Source organism: Pantoea sp. E2023-21, assembly GCF_051302795.1.
Lineage (GTDB): Bacteria > Pseudomonadota > Gammaproteobacteria > Enterobacterales > Enterobacteriaceae > Pantoea > Pantoea ludwigii_A.
Genome location: NZ_CP195344.1, coordinates 2,303,761 through 2,320,808, shown reverse-complemented (window position 1 = coordinate 2,320,808; position 17,048 = coordinate 2,303,761). Strand labels below are relative to the sequence as shown.

Annotated in this window: 17 protein-coding genes and 3 tRNA genes; 11 read left to right on the top strand and 9 right to left on the bottom strand. The window is 52.7% G+C overall.

The features are described from left to right. The first annotated feature begins 161 nt into the window (after window positions 1-161). The gene (gene amiC, locus ACRQ84_RS10955) at window positions 162-1,397 is read left to right on the top strand and encodes an N-acetylmuramoyl-L-alanine amidase AmiC (protein WP_483816048.1); all 1,236 of its coding nucleotides are present in this window, start codon (window positions 162-164) and stop codon (window positions 1,395-1,397) included. Window positions 1,398-1,437: 40 nt separating this feature from the next. Here amiC and ACRQ84_RS10950 read toward each other — a convergent pair whose 3' ends face one another. The 4 genes from ACRQ84_RS10950 to ACRQ84_RS10935 all read right to left on the bottom strand — a co-directional run bounded on the left by ACRQ84_RS10950 (window position 1,438) and on the right by ACRQ84_RS10935 (window position 3,525). After that, complete coding sequence (locus ACRQ84_RS10950) at window positions 1,438-2,904, bottom strand: Ig-like domain-containing protein (protein WP_483816047.1); 1,467 nt, start codon at window positions 2,902-2,904, stop codon at window positions 1,438-1,440. Between the two features lie 287 nt (window positions 2,905-3,191). Next, a tRNA-Met gene (locus ACRQ84_RS10945) sits at window positions 3,192-3,268 on the bottom strand. Between the two features lie 51 nt (window positions 3,269-3,319). Next, a tRNA-Met gene (locus ACRQ84_RS10940) sits at window positions 3,320-3,396 on the bottom strand. 52 nt (window positions 3,397-3,448) lie between these two features. Beyond that, a tRNA-Met gene (locus tag ACRQ84_RS10935) sits at window positions 3,449-3,525 on the bottom strand. A 204-nt stretch (window positions 3,526-3,729) separates the two neighbouring features. On the opposite strand from ACRQ84_RS10935, the gene mltA reads away from it, so the two are divergent. Both mltA and tcdA read left to right on the top strand, forming a co-directional pair. Beyond that, window positions 3,730-4,878 (top strand): murein transglycosylase A, encoded by a 1,149-nt coding sequence (mltA, locus tag ACRQ84_RS10930; RefSeq protein WP_064738050.1) that lies wholly within the window; start codon window positions 3,730-3,732, stop codon window positions 4,876-4,878. 28 nt (window positions 4,879-4,906) lie between these two features. After that, entirely contained in the window at window positions 4,907-5,713 is an 807-nt protein-coding gene (tcdA, locus tag ACRQ84_RS10925; protein ID WP_064738049.1) for a tRNA cyclic N6-threonylcarbamoyladenosine(37) synthase TcdA, read from the top strand. Here tcdA and csdE read toward each other — a convergent pair. Beyond that, window positions 5,701-6,156 (bottom strand): cysteine desulfurase sulfur acceptor subunit CsdE, encoded by a 456-nt coding sequence (gene csdE, locus ACRQ84_RS10920; RefSeq protein WP_483816046.1) that lies wholly within the window; start codon window positions 6,154-6,156, stop codon window positions 5,701-5,703. The two genes, tcdA and csdE, sit on opposite strands and share 13 nt — an antisense overlap. Window positions 6,157-6,160: 4 nt before the next feature. Further along, window positions 6,161-7,366 carry a cysteine desulfurase CsdA gene (gene csdA, locus ACRQ84_RS10915; protein ID WP_483816045.1) on the bottom strand — a complete coding sequence of 402 codons (1,206 nt, stop codon included), beginning with the start codon at window positions 7,364-7,366 and terminating at the stop codon, window positions 6,161-6,163. Between the two features lie 206 nt (window positions 7,367-7,572). Here csdA and ACRQ84_RS10910 point away from each other — a divergent pair, with 206 nt between their 5' ends. From ACRQ84_RS10910 to rlmM, 4 genes are all read left to right on the top strand, one after another. Further along, a complete protein-coding gene (locus ACRQ84_RS10910) occupies window positions 7,573-7,797 on the top strand; it encodes a YgdI/YgdR family lipoprotein (protein WP_008109575.1) in 225 nt (74 codons plus the stop codon). Window positions 7,798-8,209: 412 nt separating this feature from the next. After that, window positions 8,210-9,127 (top strand): transcriptional regulator GcvA, encoded by a 918-nt coding sequence (locus tag ACRQ84_RS10905; RefSeq protein ID WP_008109573.1) that lies wholly within the window; start codon window positions 8,210-8,212, stop codon window positions 9,125-9,127. Between the two features lie 49 nt (window positions 9,128-9,176). Continuing rightward, on the top strand, window positions 9,177-9,572 hold the full coding sequence (locus ACRQ84_RS10900; protein ID WP_064738045.1) for a DUF423 domain-containing protein: 396 nt from the start codon (window positions 9,177-9,179) through the stop codon (window positions 9,570-9,572). After that, window positions 9,565-10,665, top strand: a complete 1,101-nt coding sequence (gene rlmM / locus ACRQ84_RS10895) for a 23S rRNA (cytidine(2498)-2'-O)-methyltransferase RlmM (protein ID WP_483816044.1) — start codon at window positions 9,565-9,567, stop codon at window positions 10,663-10,665. The genes ACRQ84_RS10900 and rlmM overlap by 8 nt, the downstream gene beginning before the upstream one ends. 421 nt (window positions 10,666-11,086) lie before the next feature. Here the strand turns inward: rlmM and xni are convergent, their stop codons facing one another. From xni to queF, 3 genes are all read right to left on the bottom strand, one after another. After that, window positions 11,087-11,845 (bottom strand): flap endonuclease Xni, encoded by a 759-nt coding sequence (gene xni / locus ACRQ84_RS10890; protein ID WP_483816043.1) that lies wholly within the window; start codon window positions 11,843-11,845, stop codon window positions 11,087-11,089. A gap of 38 nt (window positions 11,846-11,883) precedes the next feature. Beyond that, window positions 11,884-13,248 carry a nucleotide 5'-monophosphate nucleosidase PpnN gene (ppnN, locus tag ACRQ84_RS10885; protein WP_064738042.1) on the bottom strand — a complete coding sequence of 455 codons (1,365 nt, stop codon included), beginning with the start codon at window positions 13,246-13,248 and terminating at the stop codon, window positions 11,884-11,886. Between the two features lie 184 nt (window positions 13,249-13,432). Beyond that, the gene (gene queF / locus ACRQ84_RS10880) at window positions 13,433-14,278 is read right to left on the bottom strand and encodes an NADPH-dependent 7-cyano-7-deazaguanine reductase QueF (protein ID WP_064738041.1); all 846 of its coding nucleotides are present in this window, start codon (window positions 14,276-14,278) and stop codon (window positions 13,433-13,435) included. Between the two features lie 61 nt (window positions 14,279-14,339). On the opposite strand from queF, the gene syd reads away from it, so the two are divergent. The 4 genes from syd (at window position 14,340) to ACRQ84_RS10860 (ending at window position 17,043) form a co-directional block, all read left to right on the top strand. Continuing rightward, window positions 14,340-14,888: a SecY-interacting protein gene (syd, locus tag ACRQ84_RS10875; RefSeq protein WP_483816042.1), complete on the top strand. Its 549-nt coding sequence runs from the start codon at window positions 14,340-14,342 to the stop codon at window positions 14,886-14,888. Window positions 14,889-15,478: 590 nt separating this feature from the next. Beyond that, window positions 15,479-15,805, top strand: a complete 327-nt coding sequence (locus ACRQ84_RS10870) for a YqcC family protein (protein WP_483816041.1) — start codon at window positions 15,479-15,481, stop codon at window positions 15,803-15,805. After that, window positions 15,805-16,584, top strand: a complete 780-nt coding sequence (truC, locus tag ACRQ84_RS10865; protein ID WP_483816040.1) for a tRNA pseudouridine(65) synthase TruC — start codon at window positions 15,805-15,807, stop codon at window positions 16,582-16,584. The genes ACRQ84_RS10870 and truC overlap by 1 nt, the downstream gene beginning before the upstream one ends. A 12-nt stretch (window positions 16,585-16,596) precedes the next feature. After that, on the top strand, window positions 16,597-17,043 hold the full coding sequence (locus ACRQ84_RS10860) for a flavodoxin (protein WP_064738036.1): 447 nt from the start codon (window positions 16,597-16,599) through the stop codon (window positions 17,041-17,043). Window positions 17,044-17,048: the final 5 nt, after the last annotated feature.

Sequence of the window (17,048 nt, the reverse complement as noted above, 5' to 3'; positions counted from 1 at the left end):
CGGGCCTGACGTTACTTTACGATTTTCCTGATGCAACACGTGCTAACAGACTGCATTATCTGGGTTTTCCGGCAAGACAAGACAATTCTCATCGAACAAAGTTTTCACTTTCTTGCCATCAAGTGACGATTTTTTAGACATTACACAGTAGTTGGAGCGGCATGTCCGAAGCTTTTACACGACGACGATTATTACAGGGCGCAGGCGCACTATTCATGCTTAGCGTCACGCGCACCGGCTTGGCTGCCAGTCAGCATATTGTGGCGGTGCGTATCTGGCCATCATCGACTTACTCCCGCGTTACATTGGAATCAAACGTTCCCCTCAAGTACAAGCAGTTCACGCTGAGTAATCCCGATCGTCTGGTTATTGATATTGAAAATATGCACATTAATCCGGTACTGAAAGGGGTGGATAGACTGGTGCGTGTGGACGATCCCTACATCAAAACCGCGCGCGTTGGCCAGTTTGATGCCAACACGGTCCGGCTTGTGCTGGAGGTGAAGCGTAGCATCGCACCAAAGACCTTCACGCTGGCGCCGGTGGCGGGTATTAAGCACCGCTTGGTGGTTGATCTCTATCCGAGTCAGCAGTCGCGCGAAGAGGATCCGCTACTGGCATTACTGCAGGATTACAATCAGGGCGATCTCGAGCGCGATCAGCCAGTACAGGCGGCGCTGCCGGGGAAAGCGGGGCGCGATCGACCGATTATCATCATGATCGATCCCGGACATGGTGGTGAAGATCCCGGTGCGCATGGCAAATACAAAACGCGTGAGAAAGATATTGTGTTGAAGATCGGTCGCTATCTGAAGGCGCTGATCGACAAAGAGCGCAACATGAAAGCCTACATGACGCGTAATGAGGATGTGTTCATCCCGCTGCGCGTGCGGGTGGCGAAAGCGCGCAAGCAGCGTGCGGATCTGTTTATTTCGATCCACGCCGATGCCTTTACCAGTCGTGCCGCGCGCGGCTCATCAGTATTTGCGCTCTCAACCCGCGGCGCAACCTCCGCGGCGGCGCGTTTTCTGGCGCAAACGCAGAATGAGGCTGATTTGATTGGTGGCGTTAGCATGAGTGGCGACCGTTATCTTGATCACACCATGTTCGATATGGTGCAGCGGCAAACCATTAGCGACAGCCTAAAGTTTGGCAAAGAAGTCTTGTCGCGCATGGGGCACATCAACCATTTGCACAAGCGTACGGTCGATCAGGCCGGATTCGCGGTGCTTAAAGCGCCGGATATTCCCTCCATTCTGGTAGAAACTGCATTTATCAGTAATGTAGAAGAGGAACGGAAGCTGCGTACGGCGCGCTATCAGCATCAGGTCGCTGAGGCGATTCTGCAGGGTATTAAGGCGTATTTTGATAAGGGCGCGGCGCTGGCACATCGCTAAAAAACGGATGGCGGTGGCCATCCGTTTTATCTTTCAGTGATTAAGCGAAGGGCAGGGAAGCTTGTTCTTCATCTGCCGCCGTCAGCGGGAGTGCTGCGATCTCGATACCAACAGCATCACTTTGCGTCGTGAGATCACTCTGGTTGAGAACCAGAGTGGCAACTTCTGGCTGCTCAATATCCTGTGCAAACAGACTGGTTTCGTCTTCAATCAGCAAGTCATTCACACTATAGATGCCGCCACCCCAACCTTTGCCGGGTATTTTTTGCGCCGCAATGCTGAAGTTGAAAGGCTCGCTGGTTTGTCCGTCCGCGAAGGCCGTTATTGCATGCTGGCCTGCGTCCAGCGCCGTAGTGATTTCATAATTCCATTTACCTTGCTCATCTGCTTGTACAAAGCCAAGGAATTTAGTGCCTTCCAGAAGCAGGATGTTAGCAAAAGCCGCGCTTTTACCGCTGATCCATGGCGTGGAATCATTAGACAAGCCATTTTCAGGAATAGTATCAAAAGTCAGACCATCCACCAGGTAATCAATCGTCACAGGCTGAATAAGCGTTTCAGCTTCAATTGTCAGGGTGAATTGGGCGGTTTGGTTATCAGCACGCACTTCCAGCGTTTGCGTGCCCAGCTCAAGATCTTTGAAAGCAGTAATACTCCACTCACCAAAGCCGTTAGTAATTGTTCCACCAATCGGTTCATTGCTGCCTTCAACGAACAGATAAATTACTGAACCCGGTGCCGCTTTGCCCGTAAAATTAGGGCGCAGATCGTTGGTTTTTCCGTTTTCTGGAATACCTTCATACGTTAATAAATCAAAGGCACCAGTGAAGGTTAATGTATAATCAGGGGGCGTGGTATCAATGGTTAAATTAATGTCTGAGCTGTATTTTCCGTTAATAAATGCACGGAAGTTATAGCTGCCATCATTAATATCGTATTCTGGTTTAACGTTCCAGTTGCCATAAATATCCGTATTTCCTGAGGCAACTACATTATTATTTTCATCTACCAGCAAGACCTTCGCATTAGCCGGACCTTTTCCGCGGAAGCTGGGACGGGCGTCATTAGTATGATTACCATCGTGAAGCACGCTGCTATCGCTATAAACCTGAGTAATCTCCACAGGAATTTCGCTATTGTTACCTTCAACAATCAGGTTGATGGGGGCGCCTGGCGCAAAGCCATAACCTGCTTGTTTCACCATGAAATTGTGGTTGCCAGTAGAAATAACATCGGATAAGTCGGCAGTCCAGGTTCCTAAACGTCCCGCTTGCGTGGTGAATAAAAGTTTACCGTTGTCGTAAATTTCTATTTTGGCATAGGCGTAGGCGAAGCCGGATAATAACACATCACCCGTTTTATCCGTTGAACCAGGATTAATTGAGCTCCACTCATTTCCCACTTTGTGTCGGATATCATCTACGACAACTTCGCCAGGTTGAAACTGTGGGCGTGGCCATAAGTTTCTGTAAAAACCCGAAGAGTAAAATTTATTAGAATAAGCCATTTTTAATTTCTCACTGTGCCTGGACAACGCCCGATGCGTTATCAATGGGTGCAGTGTTACGAAAATGAGAAATTGAAAACCTGAGACTTGTCCCGATAAAAATTAACGAAAATGTTTACCTGAGGAATTCATAATTACATCATTAAAAACATGATGTTATGATATTTTAATATTATAAACATTTTGTGAAATCTACTCATGCGCGTTGAGTTTTATGGCAGATAACATGGAGGGGAAAGCGATAAAGTGTAAAAACAAAAAAACACCCGTTAAGGTGTTTAAATGATTGGTTGCGGGGGCCGGATTTGAACCGACGACCTTCGGGTTATGAGCCCGACGAGCTACCAGGCTGCTCCACCCCGCGTCCGTCTGCCGCATTACGCGACTTTTCACATTGTATTCTTCTTAAGACAATTGGTTGCGGGGGCCGGATTTGAACCGACGACCTTCGGGTTATGAGCCCGACGAGCTACCAGGCTGCTCCACCCCGCGTCCGTTTGACGCGTTACACACACTTCACATTGTCTCTTCATTTAAGAAGAATTGGTTGCGGGGGCCGGATTTGAACCGACGACCTTCGGGTTATGAGCCCGACGAGCTACCAGGCTGCTCCACCCCGCGTCCGTGGATGCGCACTATACTCTGGACGCGCGGCGATGCAACCCCTTTTTGAGACAAAGCGCTAAATTTACAGTCAGTTGGTGAATAAACTCGCCATTGGGTGGATTATTGTACAGATGTGAGCGCAACCGCTTGTCGCGGATTTCAATCTCTCGGCCCCTTTGCTATCGTCGCCGGGCAAACAATCGATAAAAAGAGAAGGTTATGAAAGGACATTGGGCGAAGTATGCACTTACTGGCGCATTTATCGCGCTGTTAGCGGGCTGTAGTTCTAAACCGACCGACCGGGGTCAACAATATATAGATGGCAAGCTGGAGCAGCCGCTCGGGCTGGTCAATCAGCCGAATGCCAAAGGACGTCCGGTGAACGGCAAAGACTTTAGCGATCAGGTAGTGCAGATTCAAACTACCTCTTCCGGTCTGTTTGGCCGCAATAACGGCACCTATAGCGCAATCCAGAACTGGCTGCTTTCTGGCGCCGATACGCGTCAGCTCAATCAGTTTGGTTTGAATGCTTATCAGATGGAGGGCACCGACAATTATGGCAACGTGCAATTTACTGGCTATTACACGCCGGTAGTGGAAGCGCGTTATACGCGTCAGGGCGAGTTCCAGTATCCCATTTATCGTATGCCACCGCGCCCGCGCGGGCAGAAACTGCCGAGCCGCGCTTCTATCTATAATGGTGGACTCGACGACCGTTACATTATTGCTTACAGCAACTCGCTGATTGATAACTTCATGATGGATGTGCAAGGCAGTGGCTACGTCGATTTTGGTGACGGACGTCCGTTGCGCTTCTTTGGTTATGGCGGCAAAAATGGCTGGGCTTACCACAGCGTCGGTAAAGAGTTGATCGATCGTGGTGAAGTGAAGCGCGAAGATATGTCGATGCAGGCGATTCGTCAGTGGGCGCAGGATCATTCGCCAGCAGAAGTTCGCTCGGTACTGGAAACCAACCAATCCTTCGTCTTCTTTAAACCTGAAGAGTATGTGCCGGTGCGCGGTGCCAGCGCGGTTCCGCTGATTGCAAAAGCGTCAGTCGCCTCTGATCGTTCACTGATTCCAGCCGGAACTGTGCTGTTGGCAGAAGTGCCGCAGCTGAATGAGAAGGGGAAATTTAACGGCAAATATGAGATGCGCCTGATGGTGGCGCTGGATGTCGGGGGGGCAATTAAAGGCCAGCACTTCGATATCTATCAGGGCGTTGGTCCGGATGCGGCGCATCTGGCTGGTTTCTACAACCATTATGGCCGCGTCTGGGTGCTGAAAGCCGCGCCGGGCACTGGTCAGCCGGTGTTTAGCAACCCACAAAATGGCAACAACGGTTCGCTGCTGTTAGGGTCTAATTAATGTCTCGTTTTCCCGGAAAGGTTTGGTTATGACAGTAGTAAGCGACGCCTGGCGACAACGTTTTGGCGGCACGGCGCGTCTGTATGGGCAGGACGCGCTTCAGCGTTTTGCCGACGCGCACTTTTGCGTGATTGGTATTGGCGGCGTGGGTTCGTGGGCGGCGGAAGCGTTAGCGCGCACCGGCATCGGTAAAATTACCCTGATTGATATGGACGATGTCTGTATCACCAATACCAATCGCCAGATTCACGCGTTGCAGGGCAAAGTGGGCCAGGCGAAAACCGAAGTGATGGCCGAGCGTATGCGCGCTATCAATCCGGAATGCGAGGTGATTTGTATCGATGACTTCATCACGCCAGAGAATACCGCCGAACTGCTCTCTGCGGGTTTTGACTATGTGATTGATGCGATTGACAGCGTGCGCCCCAAAGCCGCGTTGATTGCCTGGTGTCGTCGCAATAAGATCCCGCTGATTACCACCGGCGGCGCGGGCGGTCAGATCGATCCCACGCAGATTCAGGTTAGCGATCTGGCGAAAACCATTCAGGATCCGCTGGCGGCCAAGCTGCGTGAGAGATTGAAAGGGGATTTCGGCGTAGTGAAGAACAGTAAAGGGAAGCTCGGTATCGACTGCGTATTCTCGACGGAAGCGCTGATGTATCCGCAGCCGGACGGCAGCGTCTGCACCTCACGTTCCACCGCAGAAGGCCCGAAACGTATGGACTGTGCCGCTGGTTTCGGTGCGGCCACCATGGTCACCGCCACCTTCGGTTTTGTGGCGGTTTCGCATGCGCTAAAGAAGTTTCTCGCCAGGGCGGTGCGTCAAACAGCCTGAGTGTGCTGACGCGCCGCGCGTTGCACCGCATCGGCCAGCGCCTGTAAGCCACTGCTGCGCGACGCACTAAGCTGCGCGCGCAGGCCTAAGGTATCAAACAACGCCAGCGGATCTTGCCGCAGCAAGTCGGCTGGCGTTTTGCCTTCCACTGCCGTCAGTAACACCGCCAGCAATCCGCGCACGATGCGTCCTTCACTGTCGCCATAAAAATGCAGCGTGCCGTTGTTCAACAGCTGGCTGCTTAGCCATACGCGGTTTTCACAGCCGCTGAGCTCGATATCCGCCGTCTTTAATGTTTCCGATAACGCAGGCAGCTGACGGCTAAGTTGAATCAACTGGCGATAGCGATCTTCCCATTGATGGAACTGGGTGAATTTTTCCGTCAGGCTGGCTGCGGTAATCAGATCGCCGAACGGATGCGGGGCAAGCAGAGTTGATGTCATTGGCTTATTCACTTAGTAAGTCGACGGCATGATGCATGGCGCGCACCAGCGCATCCACGTCCTGCAGATTATTATAGGGGGCGAACGAGACGCGCAGCGTGCCAGTGACGCTAAGCGCCGCCATAAGCGGCTGCGCGCAGTGCTGCCCTGCGCGCAATGCGATGCCGTGCTCGGCGAGTAGTGTGACGATATCACTATGATGAATGCCTGCAATATCAAACGCCAGCAGGCTGGCATTACCACAACGGAAGCTGCGGAAACCGGGAATGTCGCTCAGCTGCTCTTCGGCCAGGCTCGCCAGCTGCTGGCTCCACATTTCGGCCTTTTCGGCATGATGCTGCGCCAGCCATTCCAGCGCGGCGCTCAAACCCACCACGCCTGCGACATTGGGCGTTCCGGCTTCAAAACGCCACGGCACTGGCTGCGGCGTGAAGCCGTTGAAATCGACTTGCGTCAGCATTTTGCCGCCGCCGTGCCACGGATTCATCGCATCCAGTAATTCAGCTTTGCCATACAGCACGCCAATGCCCATTGGTCCGTATAGCTTATGGCCGGAAAAGGCATAGAAATCGATATCCAGCGCCTGTACGTCCGGTGGGCAATGCACCACGCCTTGCGCACCATCGACCATGACTTTGGCACCCACGTTATGGGCTAAGCGGATCGCCTGGGCCAGATCTGGACAGCCGCCGGTAACATTCGACATCTGGCTCACGGCCAGCAATCGGGTGCGTGAATTAAGCAATGCCGGGAGCTGCGCGATATCGGGCAACCGATCGTCGCCCAGCGGCCATTTCACCACTTTCGCACCTCTGGCCTGCGCCAACATTAGCCACGGCACCAGATTGGCATGATGTTCAGCTTCGCTGACCACAATTTCATCGCCTGCTTGCAGTCGCGGGGCTAGCCAGCTGTTGGCCACCAGATTGATCGCTTCGGTGGTGCCACGCGTCCAGACAATCTGCCGATCGTCTGCCGCATTGAGCCAGCGCGCCACTAAACCGCGTGCCTGTTCATACTTTTCCGTTAACGCGCGGGCAGCAGCGAACTGGCTGCGGTGCACGGTGCCTGCGCTTAAGCTGTAGAACTGAGCGGTCGCGTCAATTACCGCCTGCGGTTTAAGCGCCGTGGCGGCGCTATCGAGATAAATGCCGGCATCGCTCATTGCGGGAAACTGCTGACGAAAGGTTGTTGGGGAAAAAATGGTCATACTCGGCCCACTATTAATCATGTTAGGACCAGGCTGAAAGCTAGCCTGTTGCCTGGCAAAGCTGGAAAAGCGCGTTATGCTAATTATTGCAAGGTTTGAACCGAAACCCGCATAACGCATCGCTATTCATAGTCGATTTCACTGGCGCTACCGTTGATGAGCGCATGCGGGTGGTTTAATGCAATCAATCTGCAAGGAGATAGAAGATGAATAAACTCACCGCAGTGCTGGCCGTATGTACTCTGGCCTTTACCCTGTCCGCCTGTTCCAGCAATTACGTGATGCACACTAACGATGGTCGCACTATCGTAGCCGACGGCAAACCTAAAGTTGATGACGAAACCGGTATGATCAGCTATCAGGATGCCAATGGCAACAAGCAGCAGATTAACCGCTCTGACGTCAAAGAGATGGTGGAGATGGGACAGTAAGTAGAGAGATAAAAAATTTCCGGGAGAAATTATTAACGTCGCTTTGCGACGGCCCGGAAAGTGACGCACAGGGATGTGCGGCATAAAAAAAAAGCACCGCAATTTGCGGTGCTATTTAAAATCACTATGGACAGACAGGGTAAATCTACAGGAATTAAAAGCTTGATCTGCAAGCGTCAGATCAAAATGCAAACACAACATCACGACCACAAGCCAAAAGCTTTCCAAAAGTCTGCGATCTCTCGCACGTTTCCAGAAATCTTTTCGTTCCGGCTCAGGAAGTGCGGCAACTATAGGTATTTGCTGGAGCTTCCTCAACGGACAAATTATAATGTCTCGGATTAAAAAAACTAATACGTAGCGACTTTGTATAAGTTGAAGTATTACCTTGTCAATCCGGATACGGAAAACCATGTCTAAACGCCTTCCGCCGCTTAATGCTTTACGCGTCTTCGATGCTGCTGCCCGTCATTTGAGCTTCACCAAAGCCGCCGAAGAGCTGTTTGTTACCCAGGCTGCTGTCAGCCATCAGATTAAATCTCTGGAAGATTTCCTCGGTCTAAAGCTATTTCGCCGGAGGAATCGTTCGCTTTTACTGACAGAAGAAGGTCAAAGCTACTATTTAGATATTAAGGAGATTTTCTCCGCCCTGAACGATGCGACGCGTAAGTTACAGGCGCGCAGTGCCAAAGGTGCGCTCACCGTCAGTTTGCTGCCGAGCTTCGCCATTCAGTGGCTGGTGCCACGTCTTTCCAGCTTTAATATGGCTTATCCGGGCATCGACGTGCGTATCCAGGCGGTGGACCGTGACGAGGAGAAATTGGCGGACGATGTCGACGTGGCGATTTTCTACGGTCGCGGCAATTGGCCAGGCCTGCGGGTTGAGAAATTGTATGCCGAATATTTGCTGCCGGTCTGCTCACCGATGCTGCTGACGGGTGATAATCCACTCAAATCGCCGGCTGATTTGGCGCACTGCACGCTATTGCATGATGCATCGCGTCGCGACTGGCAATCCTACACCCGCCAGCTTGGCTTGCAGCACATTAACGTGCAACAGGGCCCGATCTTCAGCCACAGCGCGATGGTACTGCAGGCGGCTATTCATGGCCAGGGTGTGGCGCTGGCCAATAATGTGATGGCGCAGAGTGAAATTGAAGCCGGTCGTCTGGTCTGTCCTTTTAATGACGTATTGGTCAGTAAAAATGCTTTTTATCTGGTTTGTCATGACAGCCAGGCAGAACTGGGTAAAATAGCCGCCTTTCGTCAGTGGATCCTGGAAAAAGCGGCCAATGAACAAGAAAAATTCCGTTTTCGCTACGATCACTAATGCATTGATGGCCGCACAGTGATGTGCGTATTACCTTGAGGATTCTTTGATGTCCAGTCGTGCCATGTTTGTTTTTGCTGCCATTAGCGGATTTTTGCTGGTGGCGTTTGGTGCTTTCGGGGCGCACGTGCTGAGTCAATCACTCGGCCCAGCCGAAATGGCGTGGATACATACCGGCCTTGAATATCAGGCGTATCACACGCTGGCGGTGATTGGCCTGGGTGCCGCCATGCTGCGTCGCGCCAATATCTGGTTTTACTGGAGTAGTGCCGCTATGGCGCTCGGTACCGTGCTGTTCAGTGGCAGCCTCTATTGTCTGGCGCTGTCACACATGAAGTTTTGGGTTTTTGTTACGCCAGTAGGAGGTTTGTGCTTCCTTATTGGCTGGTTCTTGATGTTGATTGGCGCACTGCGTCTGAAACGAAAGGCAGATCGCCATGAATAAAGTATTGCTCTATTGCCGTCCGGGATTTGAGAAAGAGTGCGCGGCAGAAATCAGCGCGAAAGCCGCTGAGCGTGAGATTTACGGCTTCCCGCGCGTCAAAGATGACTCGGGTTACGTGCTGTATGAATGCTATCAGCAGGAAGATGCAGAAAAGCTGATCCAAACGCTGCCGTTTGCCGAGCTAATCTTTGCACGTCAGATGCTGGTGGTCGGTGAACTGCTGCGCGATTTGCCGCCGGAGGATCGTATCACTCCTATTGTCGGCATGCTGACCGGTGTGGTGGAAAAGGGCGGTGAACTGCGGGTCGAGGTGCCGGATACCAATGAGGCGAAGGAGCTCACCAAGTTCTGCCGCAAGTTAACCGTGCCGCTGCGTGCCAGTCTGCGTGAAAGCAAAATCCTGCTTAACTACGAAACGCCGAAGCGTCCGGTGGTGCACGTCTTCTTTATTGCACCGGGCACATGTTATGTCGGTTATTCGCTGCCAGAAAACAACTCGCCGTTCTACATGGGCATTCCGCGCCTGAAGTTCCCCTCCGATGCGCCGAGCCGTTCCACGCTCAAGCTGGAAGAGGCATTTCACGTATTTGTGCCCGCCGATGAATGGGATGAGCGTTTAGCCAGCGGCATGTACGCCGTCGATCTCGGCGCTTGTCCAGGCGGTTGGACCTATCAACTGGTGAAGCGCAGCATGTGGGTGTTTGCGGTGGATAACGGCCCGATGGCGCCAAGCCTCATGGATACCGGACAAGTCACGCACTGCCGCGAAGATGGTTTTAAATTCCGCCCGCCGCGTACCAACATCAGTTGGCTGGTGTGCGACATGGTGGAAAAACCGGTACGTGTGGCCAGCCTGATGACCGAGTGGCTGGTAAATGGCTGGTGCCGTGAAGCTATCTTCAACCTCAAGCTGCCCATGAAGAAACGCTACGAAGAAGTGACGCAGAATCTGGCGATGATCGATGACGCGCTGAAAGCGCAGGGCATCAATGCGCAGATTCAGGCGCGTCAGCTGTATCACGATCGCGAAGAAGTGACGGTACACGTGCGCCGGTTTTGGGCGGCAGTTGGCGGGCGTCGCGACGAGCGCTAATCCTGCTTCATAATTTGCACTACAGCCGCGTTGGCTGCGTTTGCTCGCCCCGGTCACATACTGATGTATGCTCCCGGGGACTCGCGCACTTGCCGCCTTGCTGTAGCGCAAATTCTTTCGCAGGATACCAGATTCATATTTTGCACTACAGGGGGCTGCGTTTGCTCGCCCCGGTCACATACTGATGTCTGCTCCCGGAGACTCGCGCACTTGCCGCCTTGCCGTAGCGCAAATTCTTTCGCAGGATGCCAGATTCATACTTTGCACTACAGGGGGGTTGGCTGCGTTTACTCGTCTTGTTCTAGCGCAAATTCTTTCGCAGGATGCATTTTGAAAACGCTATATTATTCCTGGTGCGCATCAATGCGCACCCTACGAAAACCGCGCTCTGTAAACGTAGGGGCGCCATTTATGGCGACCGTTATTTTGCCTGATATCTCAACGTATTGAGATTGCCCTGCAACACTAAATCGCGTTTCAACGTTGATACCTCACGGCAGATTTCCGCCATTTCTCGCTGTTCCTGTAATTTCCCCTGCCACTTGCCAGGAACCTGATCCCATTGCTGATAGATTGCGTCCAGCGAGCCAAACTGCATCAGCAACTCGCGGGCGCTTTTGGGGCCAATGCCAGGCACGCCGGGGATTTTACTGCTGCTGATACCGCATAATCCCCAGTAATCGGGTAACTGTGCAGGCGAGACGCCAAACTCTTGCTCAATAAAGGGCACATCCAGCCAACGCTTCTGAAAATAGTCGCGAATGCGAATGTTGGGGGCCAGTAGCTGACAATAGCCTTTATCGGTGGACACAATCGTTGCCTGATGACCGGCGTCAGCCATTTTCACCGCCAGCGTGGCAGCAAGATCGTCAGCTTCGTCTACATCGGCGACCCAGCAACTGACGCCGACGGCGCGGAAGGCTTCCTGCAGCGCTGGCATCTCCAGATGCAAATCTTCGGGCATCGGCGGGCGACCCGCTTTGTAATCCGGCAGAAGTTGATGACGCCAACCCGGCTGACGATCGTGACTATCAAAAACCGCCACCACGTGCGTGGGCTGAGTGTGGCCTAATAACTGATGCAAGGCGGCAACGCAGCTGTCACGGCACGGGGATCCTTGCACGGCATGCAGACGACGAATCAGATTAAGCGCATCAATGATAAGAAGATGAAACGACATAGCGATAGCGGCAGCCCGCAGGCTGCCTTCCTGATGGGTTATTTGATGATTTCGTAGCAAGGCGTGTAAGCGCTGCCCGGCAGCTTCATGCGCTGCTGCGCGACAAAGCCCTGTAAAAGCTCATCCATGCGATGCATGAGATTGGCATCGCCATGCAGCTTGTAAGGGCCTTTCTCGCGGATTTCACGGATCCCTATCTCTTTAACGTTTCCGGCGACAATCCCGGAGAAGGCGCGGCGCAGATCGGCTGCCAACAGCTCGGCAGGTTGATCCGGGAACAACTTCAGGTTAGCCATATTCTCGTGCGTGGGCAGGAAGGGAACCTGTAATTCCGGTGCAATACGAATCGACCAGTTGAAGCTATACGCATCGCCGGTTTCGCGACGATATTCCTTCACCTGTGGCATGGCTTTTTTCATCAGACGCGCGACTTCAGCGGCGTCATCAATGATGATTTTGTAGTGCTTACGTGCTGCTTCGCCCAGCGTGTTAACAATAAAATCATCCAGCACGCGGAAGTAATCGGCGCTCTCTTTAGGGCCGGTCAGAATCAGTGGCAACACCTGCTCGCTGTTGTGCGGATTCATCAGAATACCCAGCAAATACAAGAACTCTTCTGCCGTGCCGACGCCGCCAGGGAAGATCACAATACCGTGAGCCATACGCACAAAAGCTTCGAGGCGTTTTTCAATATCCGGCATGATGATCAGCTCATTGACCAACGGATTCGGTGGCTCAGCAGCAATGATTGACGGTTCGGTTAAGCCGATAAAGCGGCTGTCGTGATAGCGCTGTTGCGCATGACCGACGGCCGCGCCTTTCATTGGTGCTTCCATGACGCCAGGCCCGCAGCCGGTACAGATGTTGAGTTCACGTAAGCCCATCTGCGTACCCACGTTGCGGCAATATTGATACTCCACCGCATTGATTGAGTGACCGCCCCAACAAACCACGGTATTCGGGTATTCGCCGATATGCAGCGCGCGGGCGTTACGCAGAATCGAAAACACCTGGTTAGTGATGTGCGCGGAGTCTTCGGTATCTTCAGGCTGGAAACGTTCGATCGCGGAGAGATGACCATTCACAAACAGAATATCGCGCAGTACCGCAAACAGGTTGGCCTGCAGCGAACGAATAATACGGCCATCAACAAACGCTTCTTCCGGCGGGTTGATAAGCTCCAGTTTTACACCGCGCTCACGACGCAACACATTGATATCGAAGTTTTCGAAGCGCGAGAGCAATTCCTGACTGCTGTCGGTCTGGCTACCCGAATTGAGTACCGCAAGAGAACAGTTACGAAACAGCTGATAAAGGTCGCTGCTGGCAGTGCGCTTCAGCATGTCAACTTCAAGCTGGGATAGCAGATCCATCGAGCCAAGCGGGCTGATATGTGTAATCAAGAGAACTCCTTTAGACGCAAATGCGTGGCTGATGACGCTGCGCTTAACTTATTAACGCAGCGACGAAAATCCCTGGTCGCGCATGCTTTTCAATCGCGCCTTCAACAGAGTAACGTTGTCCCCCGTGAATGCTCAAGAGGAACCGCGCATCCGTGTAGCGGCCTGCGAGGCGTCTCGCAATCTGTTACTGGCGAACCAGGCGGGAAAATCCCGGAGAGAAGGGCACGTTACTGCGCCACGGATTGATATCCAGGCCGCCGCGACGCGTATAGCGTGCATAGACGGTCAATGCTTCTGGCTGACAAAAGCGCTGAACGTCATTAAAAATGCGCTCAACACACTGCTCGTGAAACTCATTATGCTGACGGAATGAGATGAGATAACGCAGCAGCGCTTCGCGATCAATCCGCGGGCCTTTATAACGAATCATCACCGAGCCCCAGTCAGGCTGATTGGTGATTAAGCAGTTGGATTTCAGCAAATGGCTAACCAGGGTTTCTTCAACAATCTCGCGGCCTGCAGCCTGCGCCAGATAATCCGCATTGAATCCGTAATCGTGAATCTCAATATCCTGCTCATCAATCACTTCGCCATTAAAGTGACCAATTGGCTGGCCTTCCACTTCGCTGAGACGGAACAGCGCCACGCTGACCTCGCCGTTTGCGCAGGCGCTGAGATCGCGCTCCAGCGTCTGGCGCACTTCACCCCAGTCGGCGAAAACTGTCTGATTAAAACTGTTAAGATAGAGCTTGAAACTCTTCGACTCGATCAGGTTTTGGCTGTCGGCGCGTAGCACAACTTCGCCCACCGCCACCTGTGGAACGCCTTTGCTGTTGAGCCAGGAGAGTTCGTATAGCGTCCAGATATCCGCGCCGCTAAACGGCAGATTATCCGGATACAGCCCAAGCGGTTCACGATTAAGGCTGCGCGGCACCGATTGCAGCAGCGTGTTATCGTAGCGATCTACATAAGCCGTGGGCTTACCTAAGGTCAGGCCGCTTAGTGCCTGATCCCGGTTTTCAGAAGACATACAGTTACCACTAAATTTCATCAAAGTGGTTAAGTGTAACCTAACACCTGCGAGAATATGAATGATGCAGCAAACCGTAGATGCTCTGCGTGAATTTACCGCCCGCTACGTTGAACATTGGCAGCAACAAACCGGGCATTTGCCCGCCAGCGCCGAACTGATTGGCGTCCCTTCCGACTGCATTGTTAGTACGCTGGATGACCGCGTATTATGGCAGCCGCAATCTTTTACGCTGCCTGCCACGCTTGAAGCGGTGGAGCGCGCGCTGGAGCTCCAGCTACAACCAGAAATTAGTGCGTTTTACACCACGCAATTTGCTGGCGATATGACAGCAAGGTTTGAGCAGCGGGCGATTACATTACTGCAGGTGTGGAGCGAAGCGGATTTCACCCGCTTGCAGGAAAACCTGATTGGTCATCTGGTAATGAAGCGCCGCTTAAGACAAGCGCCAACGTTATTTATTGCCACCACTGACTCAGATAATGATGTGATAGCGCTGTGCAATCTTACGGGTGAGGTCATTCTGGAAGAGCCTGGTACTAAAAGGCGTGAAATACTGGCGAATTCTGTTGAGACATTTCTTAATGCATTACAGCCAGTTAGTGATTGATTTGCAGATTTTAAGGGCGTGCCTTGTGAGAGATCTCTCACGTGATGTGTGAGAGATCGCTAGATCATGCCGCAGAGTAATGGAAGCCCTAAATGTAAAAATATTGTGAATCATGAACTTATGGCATCTATCTGAAAATCAAAACAGGACTCAATCTATTAACGCGTCTTACTGGGTTGTTATTGCGATGGTTTCTGGGAGAATAGTCACCACTGGCAGGATGCTGGGGATTAAGAGACGTTCAGGAGAATGTCAGCCATGAGGCGGGAACGTAACGGAGTTTACGGCACAAGGAAGGCTTCAGGATGAAGCAGGACACTCAGGATTGAGTAAGGGACACCTCCAGGACGGAGAATGAGAGCCACGCGGAATGTGGCGGGCCAGGATGCCAGGGACCAATGTCATGATGACAAGCGATGGAAAGCGCAGGAAAAGTTGTCATGGATGAGCAGGGAGCACAGCAGTAGCTGGAATGCTGCAAACGAAAACCGGGAGCACTGTAATCACAGTGCTCCCTTTTTTTATGCCTTTTTTGCGCAGGGCGTGACTGATGATATGCTTGCCGCCCAATTTTTCTCTGGAGGTGGCGTATGTCATCGCAAATGATTATTCAACGCCTGCAGCAGGTCGAAGCAGTAATGCGCGAACACGGCCACTGGCAGACGCAATCGCCTGAGGCGAACGCCTTCGCCAGTACCGAACCTTTCTGTCTCGATACCATGGAGCCACTGCAATGGCTGCAATGGGTGTTGATGCCGCGTTTTTATGCGCTGCTTGAGAGCGGTGCGCCGTTACCACAAAATTTCGCTATCGCACCTTATTATGAAGTGGCATTACCAGCCGACACGTCGGGTTATGCGGCGTTATTGCTGACAATCAACCACTTTGATGCGCTGTTCCAGGAACCTTCCGCCTGATGCTCGAAATCCTCTATCAAGATGAATGGCTGGTCGCCGTAAATAAACCGGCCGGTTGGCTGGTGCATCGCAGTTGGCTCGATCGCAATGAAAAAGTGGTGGTGATGCAAACGGTACGCGATCAGATTGGTCAGCACGTTTTCACCGTGCATCGCCTTGATCGCCCCACCTCGGGCGTATTGCTGATGGGATTATCGAGCGAAGTCGCCCATTTGCTGGCGCAGCAGTTTGAACAGCATCAGATGCAGAAAACCTATCATGCGGTGTTGCGCGGCTGGCTTGAAGGCGACGCGACGCTGGATTATCCGCTGGTGGAAGAACTGGATAAGATTGCTGACAAATTCGCCACGCAAGAACCCGTGGCACAACCGGCGGTAACGGATTATCAGGCTCTTGCACATGTAGAAATGCCGGTCGCCATCAGCCGTTATAACACCGCGCGCTATACGTTGGTTGAGATGGCGCCGCACACTGGCCGTAAACATCAGCTGCGTCGTCACATGGTGCATCTGCGTCATCCGATTATTGGTGACAGCGCACACGGCGATCTGCGCCAGAATCGTGGTGCGGCGGCACACTTTGGCCTTAATCGCCTGATGTTACACGCCAGCGCACTCCGCTTTACCCATCCTGTCACCGGCGAGCCCTTAGTGATTCGTGCCGGGTTGGATCGCGTCTGGCAGCAGATGCTTGAGCAGTTCGGCTGGCAGGATCAGATCCCTGATGTTCCCAGGGTTGAGTTTGCCCTTGATGCAGTCCAGGATAAGCCGACAGAATAAAGGAGCGGCAAGATGGCAAAGATTGGCATTTTTACAGGTACGGTTTACGGCAATGCACTGCTGGTGGCTGAAGAAGCACAGACGGTGCTGGAAGAGCAGGGCCATGACGTGCAGGTGTTCGAAGATCCGTCGATGGCAGATTGGCAGGCATACAGCAAAGATGTCGTGCTGATTGTCACCTCAACCACCGGACAGGGCGACTTCCCGGATAACATTGCCCGCCTGTATGTCGCGGTGCGTGATGAGCTGGGTTATCAGCCAGAATTACGTTACGGTGTGATTGGCTTGGGTGACAGCAGCTATGACAATTTCTGTGGTGCAGGTAAAACCTTCGATGTCACCTTGCAGGATCAAAGTGCAAAGCGTGTTGGAGAGGTGTTACTGGTGGATGCGACGGAACATCCTGAACCAGAATCGGTGACATCGCCGTGGGTGGAGAGCTGGGGTAAGTTGCTGTAATGAAT

Bases quoted from the DNA above. Each gene is read 5' to 3' on its own strand.
- amiC (WP_483816048.1), top strand. From the start codon at position 162: ATGTCCGAAGCTTTTACACGACGACGATTATTACAGGGCGCAGGCGCA.
- ACRQ84_RS10950 (WP_483816047.1), bottom strand. From the start codon at position 2,904: ATGGCTTATTCTAATAAATTTTACTCTTCGGGTTTTTACAGAAACTTA.
- mltA (WP_064738050.1), top strand. From the start codon at position 3,730: ATGAAAGGACATTGGGCGAAGTATGCACTTACTGGCGCATTTATCGCG.
- tcdA (WP_064738049.1), top strand. From the start codon at position 4,907: ATGACAGTAGTAAGCGACGCCTGGCGACAACGTTTTGGCGGCACGGCG.
- csdE (WP_483816046.1), bottom strand. From the start codon at position 6,156: ATGACATCAACTCTGCTTGCCCCGCATCCGTTCGGCGATCTGATTACC.
- csdA (WP_483816045.1), bottom strand. From the start codon at position 7,366: ATGACCATTTTTTCCCCAACAACCTTTCGTCAGCAGTTTCCCGCAATG.
- ACRQ84_RS10910 (WP_008109575.1), top strand. From the start codon at position 7,573: ATGAATAAACTCACCGCAGTGCTGGCCGTATGTACTCTGGCCTTTACC.
- ACRQ84_RS10905 (WP_008109573.1), top strand. From the start codon at position 8,210: ATGTCTAAACGCCTTCCGCCGCTTAATGCTTTACGCGTCTTCGATGCT.
- ACRQ84_RS10900 (WP_064738045.1), top strand. From the start codon at position 9,177: ATGTCCAGTCGTGCCATGTTTGTTTTTGCTGCCATTAGCGGATTTTTG.
- rlmM (WP_483816044.1), top strand. From the start codon at position 9,565: ATGAATAAAGTATTGCTCTATTGCCGTCCGGGATTTGAGAAAGAGTGC.
- xni (WP_483816043.1), bottom strand. From the start codon at position 11,845: ATGTCGTTTCATCTTCTTATCATTGATGCGCTTAATCTGATTCGTCGT.
- queF (WP_064738041.1), bottom strand. From the start codon at position 14,278: ATGTCTTCTGAAAACCGGGATCAGGCACTAAGCGGCCTGACCTTAGGT.
- syd (WP_483816042.1), top strand. From the start codon at position 14,340: ATGATGCAGCAAACCGTAGATGCTCTGCGTGAATTTACCGCCCGCTAC.
- ACRQ84_RS10870 (WP_483816041.1), top strand. From the start codon at position 15,479: ATGTCATCGCAAATGATTATTCAACGCCTGCAGCAGGTCGAAGCAGTA.
- truC (WP_483816040.1), top strand. From the start codon at position 15,805: ATGCTCGAAATCCTCTATCAAGATGAATGGCTGGTCGCCGTAAATAAA.
- ACRQ84_RS10860 (WP_064738036.1), top strand. From the start codon at position 16,597: ATGGCAAAGATTGGCATTTTTACAGGTACGGTTTACGGCAATGCACTG.